Source organism: Brevibacillus sp. 7WMA2, from assembly GCF_010748895.1.
Taxonomy (GTDB): domain Bacteria; phylum Bacillota; class Bacilli; order Brevibacillales; family Brevibacillaceae; genus Brevibacillus_B; species Brevibacillus_B halotolerans.
Map to the genome: position 1 here is coordinate 2,387,747 of NZ_CP048799.1, position 23,400 is coordinate 2,411,146.

23 protein-coding genes are annotated in these 23,400 nt (G+C 43.0%); all 23 read right to left on the reverse strand.

The features are described from left to right. Positions 1–84 precede the first annotated feature (84 nt). On the reverse strand, positions 85–858 hold the full coding sequence (locus GOP56_RS09445; protein ID WP_003336711.1) for a YlmH family RNA-binding protein: 774 nt from the start codon (positions 856–858) through the stop codon (positions 85–87). A 16-nt stretch (positions 859–874) separates the two neighbouring features. After that, complete coding sequence (locus GOP56_RS09450) at positions 875–1,138, reverse strand: YggT family protein (RefSeq protein ID WP_003342671.1); 264 nt, start codon at positions 1,136–1,138, stop codon at positions 875–877. Between the two features lie 25 nt (positions 1,139–1,163). Further along, positions 1,164–1,592, reverse strand: coding sequence for a cell division protein SepF (locus tag GOP56_RS09455; protein WP_003342669.1), 429 nt, complete (start codon positions 1,590–1,592; stop codon positions 1,164–1,166). Positions 1,593–1,631: 39 nt separating this feature from the next. Then, positions 1,632–2,336, reverse strand: a complete 705-nt coding sequence (locus tag GOP56_RS09460; RefSeq protein ID WP_003342666.1) for a YggS family pyridoxal phosphate-dependent enzyme — start codon at positions 2,334–2,336, stop codon at positions 1,632–1,634. Further along, the gene (gene pgeF, locus GOP56_RS09465) at positions 2,333–3,163 is read right to left on the reverse strand and encodes a peptidoglycan editing factor PgeF (RefSeq protein WP_163245438.1); all 831 of its coding nucleotides are present in this window, start codon (positions 3,161–3,163) and stop codon (positions 2,333–2,335) included. Before pgeF ends, GOP56_RS09460 begins: the two co-directional genes overlap by 4 nt. Before the next feature lie 113 nt (positions 3,164–3,276). Beyond that, entirely contained in the window at positions 3,277–3,555 is a 279-nt protein-coding gene (locus GOP56_RS09470) for a YlmC/YmxH family sporulation protein (protein WP_163245439.1), read from the reverse strand. Positions 3,556–3,761: 206 nt separating this feature from the next. Continuing rightward, positions 3,762–4,541, reverse strand: coding sequence for an RNA polymerase sporulation sigma factor SigG (gene sigG / locus GOP56_RS09475; protein ID WP_003342662.1), 780 nt, complete (start codon positions 4,539–4,541; stop codon positions 3,762–3,764). Positions 4,542–4,733: 192 nt separating this feature from the next. Further along, entirely contained in the window at positions 4,734–5,456 is a 723-nt protein-coding gene (sigE, locus tag GOP56_RS09480; RefSeq protein ID WP_003336703.1) for an RNA polymerase sporulation sigma factor SigE, read from the reverse strand. A gap of 1 nt (position 5,457) precedes the next feature. Further along, a complete protein-coding gene (gene spoIIGA / locus GOP56_RS09485; RefSeq protein ID WP_163245440.1) occupies positions 5,458–6,474 on the reverse strand; it encodes a sigma-E processing peptidase SpoIIGA in 1,017 nt (338 codons plus the stop codon). Between the two features lie 612 nt (positions 6,475–7,086). Continuing rightward, positions 7,087–8,235 carry a cell division protein FtsZ gene (gene ftsZ, locus GOP56_RS09490; protein WP_003336701.1) on the reverse strand — a complete coding sequence of 383 codons (1,149 nt, stop codon included), beginning with the start codon at positions 8,233–8,235 and terminating at the stop codon, positions 7,087–7,089. A gap of 117 nt (positions 8,236–8,352) precedes the next feature. Next, positions 8,353–9,612, reverse strand: coding sequence for a cell division protein FtsA (gene ftsA, locus GOP56_RS09495; protein ID WP_003336700.1), 1,260 nt, complete (start codon positions 9,610–9,612; stop codon positions 8,353–8,355). A 169-nt stretch (positions 9,613–9,781) separates the two neighbouring features. Then, positions 9,782–10,132 carry a small basic family protein gene (locus GOP56_RS09500; RefSeq protein ID WP_003336699.1) on the reverse strand — a complete coding sequence of 117 codons (351 nt, stop codon included), beginning with the start codon at positions 10,130–10,132 and terminating at the stop codon, positions 9,782–9,784. Positions 10,133–10,134: 2 nt separating this feature from the next. Continuing rightward, positions 10,135–10,875: a DUF881 domain-containing protein gene (locus tag GOP56_RS09505; protein ID WP_003336698.1), complete on the reverse strand. Its 741-nt coding sequence runs from the start codon at positions 10,873–10,875 to the stop codon at positions 10,135–10,137. Positions 10,876–10,886: 11 nt separating this feature from the next. After that, the gene (locus tag GOP56_RS09510; protein WP_003336697.1) at positions 10,887–11,600 is read right to left on the reverse strand and encodes a DUF881 domain-containing protein; all 714 of its coding nucleotides are present in this window, start codon (positions 11,598–11,600) and stop codon (positions 10,887–10,889) included. 82 nt (positions 11,601–11,682) lie between these two features. Next, on the reverse strand, positions 11,683–12,834 hold the full coding sequence (locus GOP56_RS09515) for a cell division protein FtsQ/DivIB (RefSeq protein WP_163245441.1): 1,152 nt from the start codon (positions 12,832–12,834) through the stop codon (positions 11,683–11,685). 90 nt (positions 12,835–12,924) lie between these two features. Beyond that, entirely contained in the window at positions 12,925–14,181 is a 1,257-nt protein-coding gene (gene murA, locus GOP56_RS09520; RefSeq protein WP_003336695.1) for a UDP-N-acetylglucosamine 1-carboxyvinyltransferase, read from the reverse strand. A gap of 15 nt (positions 14,182–14,196) precedes the next feature. After that, positions 14,197–15,102, reverse strand: a complete 906-nt coding sequence (gene murB / locus GOP56_RS09525; protein WP_003336694.1) for a UDP-N-acetylmuramate dehydrogenase — start codon at positions 15,100–15,102, stop codon at positions 14,197–14,199. Positions 15,103–15,201: 99 nt separating this feature from the next. Next, positions 15,202–16,302: an undecaprenyldiphospho-muramoylpentapeptide beta-N-acetylglucosaminyltransferase gene (murG, locus tag GOP56_RS09530; protein ID WP_163245442.1), complete on the reverse strand. Its 1,101-nt coding sequence runs from the start codon at positions 16,300–16,302 to the stop codon at positions 15,202–15,204. A 30-nt stretch (positions 16,303–16,332) separates the two neighbouring features. Continuing rightward, the gene (spoVE, locus tag GOP56_RS09535) at positions 16,333–17,424 is read right to left on the reverse strand and encodes a stage V sporulation protein E (protein ID WP_003342651.1); all 1,092 of its coding nucleotides are present in this window, start codon (positions 17,422–17,424) and stop codon (positions 16,333–16,335) included. A gap of 67 nt (positions 17,425–17,491) precedes the next feature. Next, the gene (murD, locus tag GOP56_RS09540) at positions 17,492–18,865 is read right to left on the reverse strand and encodes a UDP-N-acetylmuramoyl-L-alanine--D-glutamate ligase (protein WP_163245443.1); all 1,374 of its coding nucleotides are present in this window, start codon (positions 18,863–18,865) and stop codon (positions 17,492–17,494) included. 1 nt (position 18,866) lies between these two features. Further along, the gene (gene mraY / locus GOP56_RS09545) at positions 18,867–19,832 is read right to left on the reverse strand and encodes a phospho-N-acetylmuramoyl-pentapeptide-transferase (RefSeq protein ID WP_003336690.1); all 966 of its coding nucleotides are present in this window, start codon (positions 19,830–19,832) and stop codon (positions 18,867–18,869) included. Between the two features lie 47 nt (positions 19,833–19,879). Then, a complete protein-coding gene (locus tag GOP56_RS09550; RefSeq protein ID WP_163245444.1) occupies positions 19,880–21,358 on the reverse strand; it encodes a UDP-N-acetylmuramoyl-L-alanyl-D-glutamate--2,6-diaminopimelate ligase in 1,479 nt (492 codons plus the stop codon). A 117-nt stretch (positions 21,359–21,475) separates the two neighbouring features. Next, complete coding sequence (locus GOP56_RS09555; RefSeq protein WP_003342647.1) at positions 21,476–23,398, reverse strand: stage V sporulation protein D; 1,923 nt, start codon at positions 23,396–23,398, stop codon at positions 21,476–21,478. Positions 23,399–23,400 lie beyond the last annotated feature (2 nt).

Below are 23,400 nucleotides of genomic sequence, written 5' to 3' on the forward strand. Positions count from 1 at the left end.
CGTTTTCTTATGTTGGCAAGTTACCCCATGTTTTCGACAGTTTCTATAAAAATTCCTGCCTTGGCTCGGGAAAAATGCGCGTAATCATGAAAAAATAAATGCTGTCAGACGTAAACGACCACTCTTAGTTGGCCCGGTTACCTCTGTAATTTCAAATCGACCAAAGCCACCAAGCGAAATCATATCACCTTGAGCAATACTATGCGAGGGGTCTTCGACGATTTTATGATTGACTTTGCATTTTCCAGCACGAATGGGGAGCAACGCCTTCGCTCTCGAAAGCTTACATACCTCTCCAATGATAGCATCAAGTCTAGCGGACATTACGGTAAAGGTTTTGTTTGTTCCTTTTTTCTCAGGTACGGTAAGTTCAGCAAAAGATATCTCTTGCAAGCTAACGGGAATCCTATGGATAGAAGCAACCTGCATTCGCACAAAATCTGCTATTTCTTCGGCTACCACGGTTTGACACGAGTGTTCGCTAACCAAGATATCACCGAACTTTTCACGTTTTATGCCTACATGCAGCAATGCCCCCATGACATCCCGATGCTCCCATGCAATAAAACGTTGGTTACCTTTAATTTCAAACAAGCGCAAGCCAAAATCGACATCCTCAGGTACGATATAGGAAGGATGCAACAGGGCACGTACCCTCTCTGCACCATCGTATCCCCCGGATGCCGATACTCTGACGTCCTGTACTTGTGAAGTAAGACTTTGTAGAATAAAAAGCTGGCGTGGATCAAGGAAATCCGTCAAGCGTATGATTTGCCGCTCATCCACTAGCCTTAGCATTTCCAGCGCTCGTTCTACGAATGGATATTCTTCTTTTTTAAAGTGATGGTAAATACTCATCTACAAATCGCTCTCTTTACAAGAACCTACTCAATAAAGAAAATAGGCCCTCTCTAGCAAAATACAATGCAATCATGGCAACCATTGGGGATAGGTCAATAAAGCCAAGCGGCGGAATGAAACGGCGGAAAATAGATAGATAAGGCTCTACCAATCGTTCCAGCAATTGACCAATAGACGTTTCCCTCATTTGTGGCACCCATGACATAAAGACATAGGCAATTACCATGTAAAAGTAGATTTGAAACGCAAAATTAATAATTGCAACCAATGTATACATCTGTTCACCTCAGTAACTTGATGTCTTACTCTTCTACTATTACGCTTGAAATGGTTCCCTGGATATCTACATGATCAGGCGTGCAAACAAAAATTTGTTCTCCTACCTTTTGGATATCCCCATTCAAGGCATAGACCGTGCCACTGAGGAAATCAATAATGCGTTTTGCCTGATCGTTCTCCACACGTTGTAAATTAACTACAACAGGTCTTCTATTTCGCAAGCTATCTGCGATATCCTGGGCATCGCTATAATGACGCGGTTCGAATAGCATGAGCCTAATACCTTCCCGGTCTCTGGCTGCATGCAAGCTCACCACATTGCTTCCCGCTGATGATTTCTGGCCATTTTTCTTAGGAGGAGCTTCCTGTTCACGCTCTTCTTCCACATATTCTTCTACGTACTCTTCATTTTCCAGACCAAAAAAATTCATAAGTTTATTCATGACACCCAAATTCCTTCCTCCTCTCCGGACAAAGCCGCGCTTATTCTGCTATTCCGGTTGCACGAGTACGGAGCCCAGCCGCACAAACGTGGCTCCTTCTTCAATTGCGATCTCAAAATCCCCAGACATGCCCATGGATAATTCTTGGACAGTCACACGAGGTAAATTACATTCTTTGAGTCGTTGTTGCCATTCGCGCAAGCCCCGAAACACGTACCGAATCTCTTCGGGGTCTTCTGTTTGCGGTGCCATGGTCATTAATCCATCAACGCTTATGTGTTCCATATTACTAATTTCTTTCACAAAAGCCAAGACATCATCTGGATGTAAACCAAATTTTGTTTCCTCTTGGGAAATATTTATTTGTAAAAAGCAAGAAACAACGATTCCTAGCTTACTAGCACGTTTTTCTATTTCTTGAGCCAACGATAATCTGTCTAGGGAATGTATGTAAGTAAAACGTCCCACTACATCTTTGACCTTGTTTGTTTGTAAATGACCGATATAGTGCCAAACCGCCTTGTCTTTATACGCTTCGTACTTTGGAAGGGCATCTTGAATCCGATTTTCCCCAATGTGGGTTAGCCCAGCGGCGATAATTTCCCCGATTGCGGGTGTATCTACATATTTCGTCACAGCTACGACTTTTACCTCTTCACGCTGACGATTTGACCGTTTACAAGCTGCCGATATTTTCTGTTCGATATCGACCAAACGCTGTTCAACTGTAGCTTTTGCTACCATTCTAGTCATGTTGCTTGCTCCTTCCATCCAATAAATGAAGCCATTCTACCTGTGTTCCCTCGATCCTTTCGATGCGAAAAAAACAAATCGTTGCGACAACTTGTGCAATAATGTGTTGTACTAATATGATCGGCAGGAACTCCCGCCTCTTCCACTATTACCTGATTTAACCGGCGTAAATCTAGCATGTAATGACTGGTTTTGTGACTAGGCTGTACAGCTTGCTCCCAGCTAGAAGCCGCTGTACGAGCCTGCTGCATCACGCGCTCGTCCACTTCATAGCAGCAGGCCCCGATACTAGGTCCAATTGCTACATAGATATCCTTTGGGTTGGATTGATACTCCCGACGAAAAGCCTCTATCATTTCCCGTCCAATTAAGGAAACCGTACCCTTCCATCCTGCATGAGCCAGTCCTATCGCATTGCGGATTGGGTCAAGAAAAAAGAGAGGGACACAATCCGCATAAAAGGAGGTTAAGAAAACCCCTTGCTCAGTGGTATATAAGCCATCTGTATTTGTAATGACACTCTCTAAACTATCTCTGCCGGCTCCCATCTGGCCGGCAGAAATTTTGGTTACTTTATTACCGTGTATCTGATCAGCGCAGGTCCATGTTTCAAACGAAAATCCCTGCTGATCAGCTAGTTGTTGGCGATTTTTAATGACATGGTTAGGATCATCTCCCACATGTAATCCCATATTACACATTTGTGGACTATCCGTATTCTGTATCCCCCACCTTGTCGTAAATCCTGCTGTCAGTCCAGGATAAGCAGACTCCCATTTCTTTAGATGCAGAGTGTGAGTCGTATTGTTTAACTGAAATGGCTCCATGTATCTGCTCTCCTCTCATATTACCCTATCTAATATCTTACTGGTTTTGTAGCGGTCAGGGCAAGTAAATCACTCTGATTTTTGTGATATCTGTTTTGCTTTTCGTCAAACTTTTAGGAAAGCTCCTCATCAGCATGCTTGGACTCCAGTTTAAGGGGTTCCTCTACTCGAACCAGTACAACATCCTTCCCAATCTTAACAATATTTCGCCAAGGAATAACATACTCATTTGAGCCTGCAAACAATCCGAAGAAACGGCCTTCACCCGGAACGACAATCGCCTCAACTCGCCCTGCTTTTAAATCGATTTCTAAATCAGAAATTTGTCCTAAACGCTTCCCATCTATAATGTTAACGACTTCCTTGATTTGAAATTCTGAAATTTTCACCATAGGAATTCACCACTCTTTCTTTTCAACTACTCGCCTTCAAGCCCTCGCTATTATGTATATGTGCCTTTCGTTTTAAAAAGTAGTTCCATTAAAAATAGCCCTGTTCAAGCAATATGTTATCACTTGAACAAGGCATGGGTATAAAGCCTGCTATAATTCTGCCAATGGGAACTGGCCTTTCGTTCATTCTTTGGGTGCTATATCAGCTAGGATTGAACATGCTTTTGCATATGGGAAATCGCCGCTTTTTCCAATCTTGAGACCTGTGCTTGCGAGATCCCAATTTCCTCTGCTACTTCCATCTGGGTTTTTCCTTCATAAAAGCGCATGGACAAAATCATTTTTTCTCGATCCCCTAAACGTTGCATACCTTCCCGAAGAGCAATCTCTTCAACCCAGAAGATATCCTTGTTTTTTTCATCGCTGATCTGATCCATTACAAAGATAGGATCTCCTCCGTCCTGATAGATCGGTTCAAATAAAGAAACGGGGTCCTGAATGGCATCGAGAGCAAACACGACATCCTCTTTCGATACATTTAAGGCACTAGAAATTTCCACGATGGTGGGTTCGCGAGAGTGCTTATTCGTCAAACTGTCGCGTACTTGCAACGCTTTATAAGCAATATCTCGCAGGGAACGCGATACGCGAATTGGATTGTTATCGCGCAGGTATCGTCTGATTTCTCCTATAATCATTGGAACAGCATATGTCGAAAATTTAACGTTCTGCCCAAGATCAAAGTTGTCAATCGCCTTCATCAAACCGATACATCCCACCTGAAACAGATCGTCTACATATTCTCCCCGATTATTAAACCGTTGAATAACACTTAACACCAGACGTAGGTTCCCATTCACCAACTTTTCTCTGGCAGAGTGCTCACCGCTCTGTAATCGTTCAAAGAGCTCCCGCATTTCTTTGTTGTTTAGTACCGGAAGCTTTGAAGTGTCTACTCCACAAATCTCAACCTTGTTGCGCGACACACCATTCCCTCCTCAGAGAAAAAAAGTCCCTATCCGTATGTACTCCGCCTTATTGCCCTCTCACTTTTGCATGCAAGAAAAAGGAGCAAATGATCCCTTATTAAAAAACAGGGCGGCAGGGAAAATGGTTTTGTGAAAACCACTTTCTGGTATGGATAGGAACAGTATTTCCAGAGGTTCATAAATTATGCGTCACACCATTTTGTTAAATTCTTTTCGTAGTCGTTTGATTATTCGCTTTTCTAAACGCGAAATATACGATTGTGAGATACCTAAGAGATCAGCTACATCCTTTTGCGTCTTCTCCTCTTCCCCAGCTAATCCAAAACGTAATTCCATAATCACCCGCTCTCGGTCAGAGAGCTTGTCGAGCGCTTTATGCAATAATTTTCTGTCCACCTGATCCTCAATATTTTTGTAGATCGTATCATTTTCTGTGCCCAGAACGTCCGAGAGCAATAGCTCATTTCCATCCCAATCAATATTTAAAGGTTCATCAAATGATACTTCTGAACGTATCTTATTATTACGACGCAAATACATCAAAATTTCGTTTTCAATACACCGAGAAGCATAGGTAGCCAGTTTGATGTTTTTTTCAGGATCAAAAGTATTCACTGCTTTAATTAGACCAATCGTCCCAATACTAACCAAATCCTCAATGTTAATACCCGTATTTTCAAATTTTCGGGCAATATAAACAACTAGGCGTAGATTGCGTTCAATCAACATACTTCGAACGGCTCCATCACCGGATGGAAGGCGAGCGAGCAAGACTTCTTCTTCTTCGCGTGTTAGGGGCGGGGGAAGCGCTTCACTGCCACCTATGTAATAGATTTCTTCTGCTTTCACTCCAATTTTGAGCAAGATGCGATACCACATTAATTGGACATATAGACGAATTTTTACGTACATGCTAGCCCTCCTGTTCTAATGATGATGTATGAATTCCTTTTATCTTGTTAGCTGGTTGAACTGGTTCAATATCATGGGTGACTTCATTTATTTCTTGGCGTTGAATTAATGCGGGATGCACAATCGATTCATATCTGCCGTCTGCTGATAATGCAATGGGGTTTAACCCAATTAATACACGTTCTGAAGCGAGGCGCAGCCCATTGTGTATTACTGTCACCTGCTCCGGCCGAATGGCTACCATGAAATCCATTCCCCTAGACACACTCCGAAACGGTACGAGGCGTAGTTTCCCTTGCCACTGTAGCGGAAGTTCATCCAGTATTTTCTCCAGTCTCTGAAGTTTCTCCCCCTCCTCTCTTGCTACTTCTAAAATAGGTAATGGCAAAACTTGTTCAAATAATCGAGACTCCATAACCATGACTGGGATACGCGTTATGGGTTCATGTAATTGGTTGCCCGTATCAACCAATCCCCGGCATATAATTACTTGACTGGAGATTTTCACCTCTACCTCCACTAAAAATGCTTCTATTTTTCGTGGCTCCTGAATTGACTGATAGCTTTTCCTGCTTAGCAGAAATACCAGTACAATCCCTAGACACACGATCAGTAACGTTGGCTTAGTTCCTACTCCAAAACTATCGTTATGAGTCACCAAGATGCCTTGGATGATTTCATGTTGACTCGTAGTCAATAGAGTAAGGGCATATACCCCTCCTCCAAAAACAAAGGAAACAAAATAAAAAATAGCCAGATGATGTAGAAAGTGTGTAAGTCGCTTAAAACCAAATGCAATCCATAAAATAAATAGAGAGAAAAGTAGCTTTGTAAACCACGCATATATTCCTGAAAAAGCTGGAAAAAAGTAAAAGGCCACATAACAGCTTCCTACTGCTGATGCAAGCAACAATCTCCACCAAATAATCCGTTCTTTTCGAAAAAAAGCGGTAAACCATAATAATAAGGCATCAATTACAAAATTCAGGAGTAGAATGATATCCAGATAGACGACCATGTACTGTCTTCACCTCCGTCTGGCAAAAACAGTATATCTCAATGTATATGTAAAGTCTGTCAAAACTTGACCGTATTTTTTCCCTTTTTTTGTTGAAAAAACAAGGCGAGGTAATCCTGTTTTCCTTGACAATAGGCTGGGTTACCGATCAATAGAATTCTGACCTAAAAACAATCGCCCTTGCTTATAAAAAAGAAAGCCCTCAGCAGATTCTAGTAAACTCATTTCTTAAAGTAGAGTAGAAAGGATGAAAAGGAAACAACTAATGATTTATTGATAGGTTACCTAGGACGGGGTACACATCTTTTAGCTAGCACTTTCATCTGGAAGATTTCTCAGCTAAAACATGAAAAAACCACCTTATTTTCAGCTCTTTTATGACCCATCTACATTTCGATGGAAATGAAAATGACAATTCAACTACATATGAAAGCTGCTCCCTTTTCTGAAGCAGCCTTCATTAACATTTTTCAAAAATAAAGTTTTTTAATTTAATATGCTATAAATAAAATAACAAAAAACCTTGCTCTCTTTAAAGAAAACAAGGTTTTTCTATGTTTGTTAGTTGTAGATGAAGCTTTATTCTTCCTCTACACTATTTTATCTGATTGATTATTTCTTACGACGACGATTACGCAAGAATGCCGGGATGTCTAGATTATCCAAGTTGCTTAGATTAATAGACTTGTCTTCTTCCATTTCACGAGAACGTGAAGGAACGGATGGTTGTTGCGGTGCTGCGCTACGAGTAGCTTGTTGTTGTAGCTCAGCCTGCGGGCGGCGGGTTGCCGCTGCAACATGGCGTTGGTTATCAGCAAAACCAGTTGCGATTACTGTTACAAGGATTTCATTTTTTAGATCTTCGTTAATAACCGCACCGAAAATCATGTTTACTTCTGGGTCCGCTGCAGAGGAAACAATATCGGCTGCTTCATTTACCTCATACAAGCTCAAGCTAGTACCACCCGTAATGTTCATAAGTACACCACGAGCTCCATCAATAGATGTTTCTAGTAATGGACTGGAGATTGCTTTACGTGCGGCCTCTGCTGCACGATTTTCTCCACTAGCGACACCAATACCCATAAGAGCCGATCCACGCTCGGTCATGATGGTTTTGACATCAGCAAAGTCAAGGTTAATCAAACCAGGGGTTGCAATCAAATCAGAGATACCCTGTACACCTTGACTTAGTACATTATCAGCTGTTCGGAAAGCTTCTAGCATAGGCGTATTTTTATCAACGATTTCAAGTAGACGATCATTTGGAATAACAATGAGTGTATCTACTTTTTCTTTTAAAGCAGCAATACCCGCTTCAGCTTGCAAAGAGCGTTTGCGTCCTTCAAAGGAGAACGGTCTTGTTACTACCCCAACTGTTAAAGCACCTAATTCTTTAGCAATTTCAGCAATCACAGGGGCTGCACCAGTACCGGTACCTCCACCCATTCCTGCAGTAACAAATACCATATCAGACCCGCGCAGTGCATTCTCAACCAATTCGCGGCTTTCCTCTGCTGCCTTCTTACCTACATCAGGGTTCGCACCTGCACCAAGACCACGTGTCAGCTTCTCCCCGATTTGTAGCTTGATATCAGCGTTAGACAGGTGTAGCGCCTGGGCATCAGTATTCACCGTAATGAATTCAACACCTTTTACTCCGCCTGCAATCATTCGGTTTACAGCATTGCTGCCACCGCCGCCACAACCAATAACCTTGATTTGCGCTAATTGTTCCATATCCAAGTCAAATTCGAGCATCTTGAAAGTTCCTCCTCATTCATTCATACACGCTTTTCTCAATTTTGTTAAAAACCCGTTGTTGTAGGACGACGGGGCGAATTTTATTGAACTTCTTTATCTGTTCGGTTGGTTTGTTTAAATGAATTCGCTAAACCAATTCTTCATCTTTTCAATGAAATTCCCTTGAGAATCCCGTTTCGGTGCTGAAGGTGCCGGACGGCTTGCCGCTTTTGCAGGGGCAGGCTTCTTGGCCGTATAATTCGTCAGCATCGAGGCATATTGAATGAGGCCCACACCGATGGTATATCCCGGGTCACGCACACCAATATAATCCGGTATAGCAATGCGGACAGGTGCTGCCAGCTCTTCATTGGCAAGCTCCAACATCCCCGGCATGCAAACCGTTCCACCGGTTAAAACATATCCACCAGCGATTTCATCATGGAACCCAAGACGATACACTTCGTCTTCAATCAAATTGAAAATCTCTGCGGCACGTGGTTCGATAATATTGGCAAGATCGACTTGAGTGAATTGTTTTTCCACTTCGCTGCCGATACGCGTTACCTTGAATTTTTCTTCATCGGATGCTTCATCAATCAGAGCACATCCATGTTTTCGTTTCATTTTTTCTGCCACTTCTGTATGTGTGCGTAAACCGAGAGCAATATCATTGGTGATATGGTCTCCACCGATTGCGAGGGTGGAAGTAGCTACTAATTGACCCTGTTCAAAGATTGCGATGGTGGTCGAGCCCGCGCCAATATCAACTAGAACAACACCTAGATTCTTATCGTCCTTAGTCAATGCGACCGAGCTTGCAGCCAATGGTTGCAAAAAGATACCCGCAACTTGCAAATCAGCTCGTTGTGCACATCGTACAACATTGTGGATCACTGTTTTGGATCCGGTGACAATAGTCCCCTCCATCTCAAGACGAACGCCGATCATTCCCCGAGGATCTTTTATCTTTCCTAACCCATCAACAACAAATTCCGTCGGTACGACATCGATAATTTCACGATCTGGCGGAAGTGCGACAACCTTTGCAGCTTGAACGACACGATCAATATCCTCTTCACGAATCTCGCGGTCTTCACTGGAAACGGCTACCACGCCCTGCGTTTCGAATAGCTCTATATGGGTGCCAGAGATTCCGACATAAACGTCTTCAATTGTTACCCCTACCATACGTTCAGCATGATCGACTGCTTCTCGGATTGCATGCACGGTTTGGTCGATATCTACAATAGTTCCTCTGCTAATGCCTTCTGAATGGGATTGGCCTACACCAATAATATTGATATTACCGTTATTTACTTCCCCAATCATAACGCGTACTTTAGAGGTACCAATATCGATGCTGACAATAAGATCATTTTGACTGTTTACCAAACCAGTGACACCTCCCCTAGTTCAACTTGTACTTTAAATAAGTGATGACATCTGCATATTTTATTCCACACAGGATACCCATTCCCTTTTTTTTCTTACAATCTTTTTTAAAAATCACAATGGTAATTGTAACCAAGTTATAATTTGGTTGAACCCGATGCTTATTTATTTACACATCACGCTTATTTAACCATTTCGCCAGCAGAATGCGACGAATGATAGCCAGATTATTAAATAAACGTACCCCAAATGCAACAATCGCTGCCATGTATAGATCAATACCAAGAAAAGCTCCTAAAAAGGCTAGTCCAGCGGCAAACAGCGTATTGAAAAAGAACCCAGATAAAAAGACCCGAACATTAAACACTCGCTCCAAATAAGACCGAATGCCACCAAAAATCGTATCCAAACCAGCTAACAATGCAATTGATACATAGCTGCTATATTCTTGAGGTACATTGATGTTTAGATAAAATCCCGCTATTACTCCTGCAATCAAACCTACAATCGGCAACCACATTATTATGAATCTCCTTTTGACTTCACCGGTTTCATGAACCGCATCTGCTTGTTCCCTGTGAACGGCGGGATAATTAGATGATCCTGTGCTTCCATTTTTACAATTTTATTCATCGATTGAAACGTGCTTTCAACACCTTCAAGCTTCATGCTGCTCAGTAAGGTTTCTGGATCTCCAAGTGCCTTAATTTCATAAGGCAAGCGGATCGTTTTTGTATCCACTTGGATTTCTTCGCTTACATTTCGGATTGAACTATTAGAAATAAGTCGATTATTATTAATAGCAATCACAGTAGCTCCATTTGCTAAAAGCTCATTGGTCAGCCAGCGTAAGTCAACATCAAGCATCAGGTTCGATGCTGATTCGTGTGGAGCGTCTCCTTCCCACTGATTGCCAGGTGGCAGCTCCATGTTTTCAATGCGAATGATAATACCTTTTCCTTCTACAACATCAAGACCTGCTAATTTTTTGGTTCGGTTTAATTCTTCTTTCATAACACCGATTGTCTCTACAGAACTTAGGGATGCTTCATATTGGGCTAAAAGTTCTCCCTGTTTAGATATATCGGCTAAAAGGTTCTTACTTTTTTCTTGTTCTTTCAGTAGAGCTTTACGAAGTTCAATCACACTTCTCGCATCCGCTTGTTTAGGATGTTTTGTGCTCTGAATTTGGGTTGCTAGCATAATTCCTATGATAGCACTAATAATGGTTAATATAAACGTAATTTTACGGTTTTCCAGCATGGTATCACCTGTTAGGAGGAAGAGCTTGTTCCCATTTTCACATCACCTACAAAAGCAGGTAGTTCAATGGAATCTTTCTTCGCTGTTTCAATTTTTATAAACCCTTCAAAAGAATCAATCACCCCGCCTGGTAAATGAAGCGCTCCTTCTAAAGTAACAGGGTCTCCCACTGCTTTAATCACAAAGGGCGCTGCTGATTTTACCCCGTTTACAATCACAGTAGGTCCAACGCAACGAATCGAGGAGCTGGTGACCAGGCGTTGGTCATTCACACTGATCCCCTCTGCTCCAGCAACAAATAGCTCATTAACCACTCTCCAAATGTCTTGTTCATGTACGATATTTTGTACAACATTTGTGCTAATTGGACTAGGGTTATCTCGAAGGGTAACCATTACACCAGCTCCTGTCGCTGGTACCGTTCCGGCTAGCATACGCGCGCGGTCTAGTGCTGTTAAAAGAGCTGCCGCTTCTGATTGATGATTGGCCATTGCTGTCTCTACCTGAGATATTTTACGCTGCGTATCTGCATATTGCTGCTCAAGTGCCCGATTCTTTTCCCGTTCTGCAATAATGCGTTCATTCAACTTGGTTTCCTGTTGAAATTCTTTTTCTGTTTGCACCACTTTTTTATGTAGCTGGGTCAGCTCGATGGAGTTAGCCATCAGAAATCCGGTACTAAACATGACCAGCGTAAGATAAACATGAAATTTCCTAACTCGCATGCCTTTTGTCACCTTTCATTTTCCTTCTAGACACTTACTAGACACTTAGCTGGCTTTATTAGTTGCTTGAACTCCTCGATTTTTATTCAAAAGATGTGGTCGGTTGTTCTCTTGAATCGGTATTTTGGTTCCGATTAGCCGCGTTGGTACTTTGGCTATTGTTTTGGTTCTGGTTTGGGTTTTGGTTCTGGTTTTGATTCTCATTCTGGCTATTGCCTGTGCCCTGATTATTTAGGCCCGAGTTATTCGAGCTTCCTTCATTTTGGTTACCATTTCCATTATTCTGAATGTCATTTTGTCGATTGTTTGTATTTTGTCCATTCTGCTGGTTCCGATTATTTGGATCGTTGTTGTCCGTTGTTTGCGAAGATTGATCCTGCGTTCGATTTTGTGTATCTCCATTAGCAGACGTGTCTGTCCCTGACTCATTTATTAAGCTACCATCAGGATTTGTTAGCTGCTGTAATTGTTGTTGGTTCGTCACATGATGACTGTATTCCTCAAACCACGTCACATCTAAAAGGTTAACAATTCCTTTTTGCCCCTTGGGAATCTCCTGCACAATAGAGGGGTACCAGGGCAGTTTTTTCTTTAGCTGCGAGAGAGTGCTACGAATTTCATTTCCATCGCGCATATTTAGCACCACTTGCTGACTATCATATTTAGTAGGTATTAGCGATAGATCAGAGATTTGGTGGAGAACCCCGCCTTGTAATGAAATAAGAGCTTCGGCTAACTGCTTTAACATTTTTGGATCTTTACTAGACCAAGATTGAATGATAGGTCTGTCCATCATAAGCGTTTGGGTTGGGGGAGTTAAAATCGTCCCATCTTCTAATAAATAGCCCGGCTGCTTTTGTCCATTTACATACAAAGCTGTTCGGCGGTATTCTTGAATATTTAACCGAATGACACCGGGGAAATCACGGGAGATCGAGATATCTTTAATGCCCTTTAATGTGAAAATACCTGCTTCCACATCACTATCCCACACATTTAAAAACTGCATGCCGTTAGTAAGAGTAGACGCCTGAATAATCTGCTCCTTCGTGTATAAGATGTTACCATAGACTTGAATATCAGTTACCTTACTGTAAGGAGAGCGGAAGAATACTATACTTAAGACTAGTACGAAAAAGATAGCCAGGATAATAATTAAACGGCGGTTTCCTTTTTTCTTACGTGGTGTAGCATTTTTAACGAGCGGTATTCTGTCGTCTTTATACCTATTCAAATATTCTCCCCCCTACAGTTCGCCATTCCCTATCCATTTACAGCGTGAAAAGCGGCATAACATCCATGCCGCTCCCCCACTTTTGTATGCTTATATGGTTATACGAGAGATAGAAGCACCCAACTGTTGCAGTTGTTTCTCGATACGTTCGTACCCTCGATCTATATGCTGCGTTTGTTCAACAATAGTAGTGCCTTGGGCAGCTAAACCAGCCAATACGAGTGCAGCTCCTGCACGCAGGTCTGTAGCTTCCACTGTAGCCCCATAAAATCTATCCACACCACGGATAAAAGCTGTTCCTAGGTCAACAAAGATGGAAGCACCCATTCTCTCTAATTCAGTCACATGCTTAAATCTGCCTTCGAACACTGTCTCCTTCATCAGACTGGTTCCATCTGCTAAAGACAGAAAAACCATCATCTGCGCTTGCAAATCAGTTGGAAAACCAGGATAGGGAGACGTCATAATGCGATTAATCGCCCGTGGACGAGAAGTGTTTTTTATCTCCATTATATCATGGTATGTTTTGATTTCAACACCGCTCCCACGTACCAATTCAACCAAAGCTGTCAAATGCTCTGGAATTGTATTACTCAGTTCTATATGCCCTTTTGACAATCCTAAAGCTAACAGATGCGTGCCCGTCACGATCCGGTCCGGAATAACACGATAACTGATGGCTCTCAGCCTTGGAACACCGTCAATCTCTATGGTATCCGTTCCTGCTCCGCGGACTTTTGCTCCCATTGAATTTAGGAAATTTTGCAGATCAATGATTTCGGGCTCGCGTGCGGCATTATAAATCCGGGTCGTACCTTTTGCCAAAACAGCAGCCATCATAATATTCTCCGTTGCACCTACACTTGGAAACGTTAAGAATATTTTAGTACCTTCGAGCGCTGGTGAACGGAAAGTAATATAGCCCTCAGCATCAGTGTATTGGGCACCTAAAGCAGCTAGCCCTGAGAGATGAAGGTCAATTCTTCTCTCCCCGATGGCACAGCCTCCTGGGCGTGAAATGGTTACCTCCCCTAGCCGGGCTAACAGTGGCCCCATAAGAAAAATGGAAGAACGCATTTGTCCCATTAAATCTTCAGGCACTTGAGTCTGATTGACACCCGTCGTATCAACCGTGACCATATGATCCTCGTGGCTTACCTTCGCTCCAATTTCGCTCAAAATTTTGAGCATTACTTCTATGTCCTTCAAATGCGGTACATCGTAGATATGAAACTGCCCTTCAGCGAGTACAGTCGCAGCTAGAATTGGCAGAGCAGCATTTTTGGCTCCATGAATCCGTAGCGTTCCGGACAGAGGTTTTCCACCTTCGATAGCAAAAGCTTCCAAACTTTCACCTCCGTGTTACCCCTCGCCGATCACCAAAACCTCCGTATGCAAATCTACGTTAAAGTTTTTCTGTACCGTAGCACGAGCATACTCAATTAAGGTGAGGACGTCGGTCGCCGTGGCCCCTCCTCGATTTACGATGAAGTTAGCATGCATCTCTGATATCTGAGCCCCCCCAATGGTAAAGCCTTTTAGCCCTGACGCTTCAATCAGACGTCCTGCATGATCTCCAGGCGGATTACGGAACACGCTCCCCGCACAAGGCGAGTTGAAAGGTTGCGTACTGAGCCGACGATCTTTAAACTTTGCTAGCGACTTAGCAATCTCTCTGCGGTCACCTGTCTGTAATTGAAGAGTAGCTTCGATAACTATACCCTTGCGTTTCTGCAATAGGGATGTGCGATAGCTAAACTGCATCTCTTCCTTGCTCACTATCTTCGTCTCTCCATCGTTGAAAAGGATTTCGGCACTTGTTAGAATACGTGAAAGATCAGATCCATGCGCCCCGGCATTCATGTAGACAGCTCCTCCAACAGATCCAGGAATCCCGCCTGCAAATTCTAATCCAGTCAAGCCCTGCTTTCCCGCCTCTACTGCTAAGCGTACCATAGAGTACCCTGCACCAACACACACCGTCTCTCCCTGAAACTCGCAGTGACTTAAACCCTGAGCCACCTTAAACACGGCTCCACGTATCCCTCCATCCCTCACTAGAAGGTTGGAACCGCGTCCAATAACAGTCCAGGGAATTTCATGTTGATGGATAATTTGAACCGCTCGAATGAGCGCTTCTTTATCTGTAGGCTGGATCATCAGGTCTGCCGGTCCCCCTATTCGCCATGTCGTATGCTTGGCGAGAGGTTCTTCAACCCATACCTTTCCAACATTTGCTTGTTCTAATGCTTCTGCTACATGCTTCATAAGAACCTCCTGACACAAATGCTAGGTCGGAACTTTTTCAATCACGCGTTTGCTCTCATACTATGCGCATTTCCGATCTAGCGTGACAAACGCCTATTATTAGCGATTTACTACTTTTACTATCTGTTGATAAAGATTACTGGCAGCTTCCGGCATCCCTAATGAGAGTGATGCTTTTTGCATATTGCTCCACTTTTGTTCGTCTGTCAACATGCTGTGAAGCGTGGACATCAATTTCTCCGAGGTTAGCTCTCTTTCGACGATAACAGCTGTTGCACCAGCTCTTTCTAGGCCTCGTGCATTTTTCTCCTGATGGTTATTTGTTACATACGGAGATGGAATGAGAATGGACGGAATACCAAGCGCCGTAATCTCTGCTAAAAAAGAAGCTCCAGCTCGATTGATGATGACATGCGTTGCTGCAAGCAGATCTGGCATATGATCGACGTATGGAACCAGCGTAAAGTTGCTTGGTTGGTTTGTCATTTTATCAATCCGTTCCTTTATCGATTCATAATGCACAGCGCCTGTTACATAGACAAAGTGACAGTCAGAATACGTATGAAACTGAGCTAGTGATGCAAGTGTCACCTCATTGATCGCTTTAGCACCGCGACTTCCTCCCACAACAAGCACGATCTTTTTATCGCTTGGTAGCCCTAGCATGCTTCTCCCTTTACTAGGATCGCTATGTATGACTTCCGTAGCTCGCGGATTACCAATATAGCTTGTTTTTTTCTGTGGAAAAAACGGCAACGACTCCTCAAAAGAGACGGCTACCTGCTTCACATAACGCGATAAAAATTTATTTGTAATCCCAGGTACAATATTTTGTTCGTGAATAATTGTCGGAATACCTAGCTTAGCTGCGGCATACACAACAGGGCCACAGACATAGCCTCCTGTACCGATCACCACATCCGGTTTAAATTCTTTGAGCATCCGTTTTGAATCAGATACCGCACGTATAAACTTGAGGATTGTGCGCACATTATCAAAAGAGAGTTTTCGCTTAAAGCCTGCTATCTCTACTGCTTGAAAGGGAATGTTAAACTTAGGAACAATCGTGGACTCCAACCCTTTATGGGTACCAATATACAAAAAGGCAGCTTGCGGTTCATGACGCAAAATTTCTTTTGCAACCGCAAGCGCCGGATAGATGTGCCCTCCAGTTCCTCCCCCTGTTAACACGACTCTCATAATATCACCCATCTCTCTTTATGTTATCTGTCATCTGGAAAAGCGGGAGATGTTTAGCAGGATGCCTACCTGTGTTAGCATGAGCGTCAACGAGGAGCCACCGTAGCTTAAAAATGGCAAGGTAATACCCGTTACAGGAAACATCCCCGTTACAACGCCTACATTAATCGTTACTTGGATACCGATCATGCCGATAATAGCTAGAGCAAGCAAATTCCCAAACAGATCAGGAGCAGTAATCGCGACTCGCATGCCTCGCCATAACAGCAACAAAAATAATAGGAGTACCAGCGTCCCACCAACAAAGCCTAATTCCTCAGAAATAATGGAGAAAATAAAGTCATTATACGGCTCCGGTAAGTAGGAAAACTTTTGCCTGCTCTCTCCCAATCCAAGCCCTAACAGACCTCCTGGCCCAATTGCATATAATGACTGAATGATTTGATAGCCCGAACCTAAAGGGTCCGACCATGGATCAAGAAAAGAAGTGATCCGGGCCATTCGATATGGTGCTGACAGAATTAGTCCGACAAAACCAACAACGCCAATCATCCCTAACCCGACAAAATGGCTTATTCTTGCTCCAGAGGCAAAAATCATTAGAATTGCCATCCCCATCAACACACTTCCGGTCCCTAAATCAGGTTGTAACATAATCAACCCGAAACATGCAACTGGGATTATCAACGCAGGAAATAATCCTTTTTTAAAGTAAATAATATTCTTTTGATTATCCGATAGCCATCTAGCTAAAAAAGCCGCAACCCCAAATTTAGCAAATTCCCCGGGCTGAATGCCAAAGGACCCAAAGCCAAGCCAACTTTTTGAACCATTAACCTCTCGACCAATAACCAAAACCACCACGAGCAACGCCAGACTTATAAAAAATCCAACCTTGGCCCATTTCTTCCATACCCAATAGTCAATGTTCATCATCACATACATGGAAACAATCCCCAATATTGCGAAGATGATCTGCCGCTTGGTAAAAAAGTACGGGTCTTGGAATTTGTGCTGGGCAAATACGGCACTAGCACTATAAACCATCACAATCCCGATTCCTAGTAGGAAAAGGGTGACAAAAATAATAACAAAATCAGGGGCAGAACGTACTTTACTCATCGCAAGCCATCCTTTCGTACGTCGTCCCTTTGCTATCATTTTTGTCTGAGCTTACAAAGGGACAGGTTTATATAGGCTTGTTTTTAAGTTTATGCACGCTATCCTTAAACATGCTCCCTCTTACTTCATAGGAAGGAAACATATCCCAGCTAGCACAAGCCGGGCTTAACAAGACCACGTCGTTCGCTTCCGCGATAGCCGCTGCTTGTTTAACAGCACTATCAACAGTATCGACGGCAAAACGAAGTTCAATCCCTGCTTCTTCGGCTCTTTTCTGTAAAATGGGAGATGTTTGCCCATAAGTGATAATTGCTTTTACTTTGTTTTTTAGTGGTGGAACTAACTCAGCAAAATCTACACCCCGGTCAAGTCCACCAGCAATAAGAACAACCGGCTCCTTAAATGCCTCAATCCCACGAATTGCAGCTTCGGAGTTAGTAGCTTTTGAATTGTTGTAATATTTTACACCAGCAATCGTATCGACATATTCTAAACGATGTTCAACACCGCTAAAGCTGCGTAATACATGCTTCATTGCATCGTAGTCTGCTCCGGCTAATTTACTCATCACGATAGCCGCTAGAGCATTTTCCTGATTAAATTCCCCGGGCAATGAGATTTCCGTAGCTTTCATAATCTCGTCTAGCTTGCCATCCTCATTTTTAAAATAGACAATGCCATCCTTGATAAATGCGCCACAAGGAACCTCTTGCTTAATACTTACATAGAAGACTTTTGCTCGAATGTTTTGGCAAACCTTCATCACGGGTTCATGATCATATGGCAGAACTGCATAATCCTCTTCCGTCTGATTGGCAAAAATTTTACACTTTGCTTTGGTATACTCCTCAAACGAATGATGATAATCCAGATGGGCTGGATACAGGTTTAAGATCGTAGCAATATGAGGACGGAATGTATCGGTTCCCATCAATTGAAAGCTACTTAATTCAGCCACTAAATACTGATCCGGCTTCATCTCTTCCGCCAAACTACATAACACCGTGCCAATATTTCCACCAACGATAGCATCCACAGAAGCAGCATGCAAAATAAGTCCTACTAATGTAGTCGTCGTCGTTTTCCCATTTGAACCAGTAATACCGATTAATGGTGCTTTGGACAAACGATAGGCTAGCTCTACTTCTGTAATCACTGGTATCGACAAGGCTAATGCCTGCTGAACTGGTTTTGATTCATAAGGAATCCCAGGATTTTTCACCACTAAAGCTACATCCTTGGAGATGAGATCATCCGGATGTCCGCCCGTAATCACTTGTACCCCCAACTCTTCTAGCTCTTCATATCCAGTAGCTTCCTCACGCGTTTTTTGATCATTTACGATGACAATAGCACCAAAACGGTGTAACAGTTTTGCAACCGCCACACCGCTTTTCGCCAGACCTAATACAACAACGAGCTTCCCTTTATACATATCCATGTTAACGTATCACCTCTAAATAAACACCTAATCCGGCAAATAGAATGCCTACAAGCCAAAATGTTACCACCACACGCCATTCAGACCAGCCAGTTAGCTCAAAATGATGGTGTAAGGGACTCATACGGAAAACGCGTTTTCCGCGAGTTTTAAAAGATATAACTTGAATAATAACGGATAGTGTTTCAATGACAAAAACAATTCCGATAATCGCCAGCAGCAACTCTGTTTTGGTCATGATCGCTATCCCGGCCAGCGCCCCCCCTAGGGCAAGCGAGCCAGTGTCACCCATAAATACTCGTGCCGGATGAGCATTAAACACGAGAAAGCCTAGAACAGAGCCAACAACCGCTGCACTGAAGATAGCCGTATCCATATTCGATGCATTCCAAGCAATAATCGCATAGGCTCCAAAGGCAATGGCACTTGTTCCTGCCAGCAAGCCATCCAAGCCATCTGTAAGATTAACGGCGTTTGTACTTCCCACCAGTAAAAAAACAAGGAATGGGAAATAGAACAGCCCTAGATCAATTCCTAACGATGTTCCTGGAATGGTCAGCGTTGTTGGATGGTTCATCTGCAATAGCAAATAGTAAGCACCAATCGCTAACAGGATTTGGCCTAAGAACTTTTGCTTCGCAGTTAAACCCAAATTATGTTTTCTTTTAATTTTAATAAAGTCATCAAGAAAACCAATAAGTCCGTATCCAAAGGTAACAATAATCAAAAACAACAACTCCGTGTTCCACTTCGAAAATTTTAACACGGTTAATAGGAGAGCCATAGCAATGATGGTTCCCCCCATAGTAGGTGTTCCCGCTTTTTTCTGGTGAGATTGGGGGCCTTCTTCACGAATGCTTTGACCAAACTTTAATCGGCGAAGCATAGGAATAAACAGCGGACCAATTAAAACAGCAATGAGAAAGGCTGCAATGATTGTTATAAATAAGACATTATCAAATGGCATGCCCCTACCTCCTTTCTTGCATAGTAGCTAATGAGTAGTCATGGTTGTTACTTTCTTTTCTGTTCATGGATAGCTTCCTTTGCTACTTCCCGATCATCAAACGGAAAGATCTCACCTTTACTTTCTTGATAGGTTTCATGCCCTTTTCCTGCTATGAGGACACAGTCCCCCGGCTTTGCCTGCGAAATAGCGTGGAAAATGGCTTCACGTCGATTCACAATTGTCGTGAAGCGTTTCTGATCGACGTTCTGAATACCACCTACCATATCAGCCAAGATGGCTTCTGGCTCCTCAAAACGAGGGTTATCTGAGGTTAAGACGCTATAATCAGCGTACTTCGTTGCGATCTGAGCCATAATTGGACGTTTCGTACGATCTCGATTTCCACCACAGCCCGCCACACAGATGAGTTGCCCTGTTACGAATTCCTTGGCTGTTACCAGTGCATTTTCTAAGCTGTCCGGCGTATGGGAATAGTCAACGATTACAGCATAATCCTGTCCAAGCGACACAGGTTCAAAACGCCCGTCTACCCCTGGAATCTCCTCTAAGCTTTTAATAATAGCCGCCAGCGGAACTCCTTCAACAAGGGTAGCTGCAATGGCTGCTAATGCATTATATACATTAAACTTGCCCATTAATTTCATATTTACTGTTGCTTCTCCAGCAAAACTTTGCACGGTAAAGCTAGTTCCAGCAGATGTAACACGGATAGATACAGCTCTCACATCCGCTGGCTGATCGATTCCATATGTAAGCACACGAGCTGGTGTTACATGAGCAAAATACTTCGATACCTCATCATCTGCATTTAAAATCGCTGTTTTGAGCGATTGTTGATCATAGCTATTTCCTAATTGAGCAAATAACAGTGATTTTGCCTGACGATAGTTGTCAAATGTCTTATGGTAATCTAAATGATCCTGCGTCATGTTCGTAAAAATCGCTGTATGATAATCACAGCCATGTACACGTCCCATATCAAGAGCGTGTGAGGAAACCTCCATAATGGCATAATCCGTATGAATATCCAACATTCGGCGGAAACTAGACTGTAGATCAATCATATCTGGTGTCGTATTTTTCACCTTTTCAATTTGATCTCCAATACGCATGTGGATCGTTCCAATCAAGCCCGTCTTTTTCTGTTGGTCGGTTAAAATTCTATCAATCAAATGTGTCGTCGTCGTCTTTCCATTGGTTCCTGTAACGCCGATCAGTTTTAGCTTCTGTGACGGAGAGCCAAAAAACCGATCCGCTAAGAATGCCATTGCCCGCCTTGAATCTGGTACGATGACAACTGTTTTGTCCACCTCGATTTCATGCTCAGCTATAATGGCGATTGCTCCCTTTTCCACCGCTTGGGCTGCAAACTCATGACCGTCTACAGTAAAACCAGACAGACAGATGAATAAGTCCCCGGGCTTAACATTACGCGAGTCAGCCGTTATGCCTGTGATAACAACCTGGTCATCACCCTTAATGTGACTGACTAGCAAAGGAGCAAGTAACTCCCTTAACAACATACAATGGCACCCCAATCTCCAACTAGTATAGACAAAAGATGTTTCTTTTCAAAAGTAGAAATGCGATAAGAAGGGGAGATAAAAAGCTATCTCCCTCTACGAACATCTATTGTATAGCTAATTGGCCGTTTTGTCACCAAGGTAGACGCGAATTTTTGAGCCTTCCTCCACCTTTATTCCTGGTTTCGGAGACTGTTTAATCACATGAGTTCCCTTTCCAGAAACTTCTAATGGCATTGTATAGTATGAATTTGCAATTTCATTGATGGCCATTCCGATTAAATTAGGCACCTCCACATACTTTTTATCTCCGTAAGCAATTTCTCGCTCAATATCGCTAGGGCGTTTTTCTATATTAAGGTAAGGCAGACTGGATTCTAACACATTTTTGACAACAGGGGCTGCGATCGTACCTCCAAATGCTTGTGCTTTTGGATTATCAACAGCTACGTATACGATAATCTGCGGGTCATCTGCAGGAGCAAATCCAATAAATGATACAATATATTCATTCGCTGCATAACGTCCATTGACGGATTTTTGGGCAGTACCCGTTTTTCCACCAACCCGATAGCCTTCAATATAGGCATTATGCCCGGTTCCGCGAGAAACAACGCTTTCTAATGCGCTACGCACCTGTTTAGATGTTTCCTCGGAAATAACCTGACGCACCTGAGTGGGTACTGTACGAGCGACAATATCGTGCGTTACACTGTCCCTCCACTCTTTGGCAATGTAGGGCTTCATTAGCTTACCGCCGTTGATTGCCGCTGAGACGGCTGCCATCTGCTGAATCGGTGTTACTGATACCCCCTGCCCAAACGATGTCGTACCTAATTCAACGGGCCCAACACGGCTTAATTTAAACAAGATTCCATTTGACTCCCCAATTAAATCAACGCCGGTTTTCTTTCCGAAACCAAAATTTTTGATATATTCAAACAACCTTTCTTTACCAAGACGTTGCCCCATTGCCACAAACCCGGGGTTACAGGAGTTCTCTACTACTTCTAGCATCGTTTCTGAACCATGCCCTTGCCTCTTCCAGCAACGTAAGAATGTCCCAGCTACATTTATATGACCTGGATCAAAAAAGCTTTCTTTCAAATCAACAACTTTTTCATTTAAGGATGCTGCTAATGTAACGATTTTAAATGTAGAACCTGGTTCGTATGTTTTCCAGATCGGTAAATTACGATTATAAATATCTGGTGCAAACTCTAAATAACGATCTGGATTATAGGTAGGTCTGCTAGCCATTCCGAGAATCTCACCAGTTTTTGGATTCATCGCTATCGACAGAATATCATCTGGCTGATAAGCAACCATCGCCTGATCTAGTTCACGCTCAATAAAGGTCTGAATTTGTTTATCAATGGTTAGGTACATATCCATGCCATTAACTGGTGACACATACTTCTCCGCGTGTCCCGGCATAGCCCGCCCACCCGCATCTGCTGGAAAGGATACATGCCCTGGTGTACCCGTTAATATTTTATCATACATCTTTTCCAACCCAGTTAGACCTTGATTATCAATTCCAGTAAAACCAAGCACCTGCGCTAAGAACGAGCCATTTGGGTAGAAGCGCTTTGAATCGTCTGCTACTTTTACTCCTGGCAGGGCAAGAGCTTGTATTTCCTTCGCTTTTTCCTGTGTTATTTTCCGTCCACCTGGAACTCGTACAATCATTTGGGAACGTTTGCTTATTTCCGTAAGTATCTTTTGTTCTGACTGCCCTAAAATAATCGCGAGCTTCTTAGCTGTCTCTTCAGGATTTTTTATTTGTGCCGGTATGGCCATCACGGAGGGAACCGTTGTATTTTTCACCAAATCCTCACCATGTCGGTCTTTGATGTTACCGCGTTTTGCTTCAAATTTGACATTGCGGCTCCATAGGTCATTAGCTTCATCCTGCAACCATTGACCCTGCACTAATTGGATGTAGCCAAGCCGAGAAACCATCGCCATAAACAAGAATATTCCCACCACGAGTGCAATGAATATGCGCCGACGTACGGTAACATTGGAAACCCGCATAC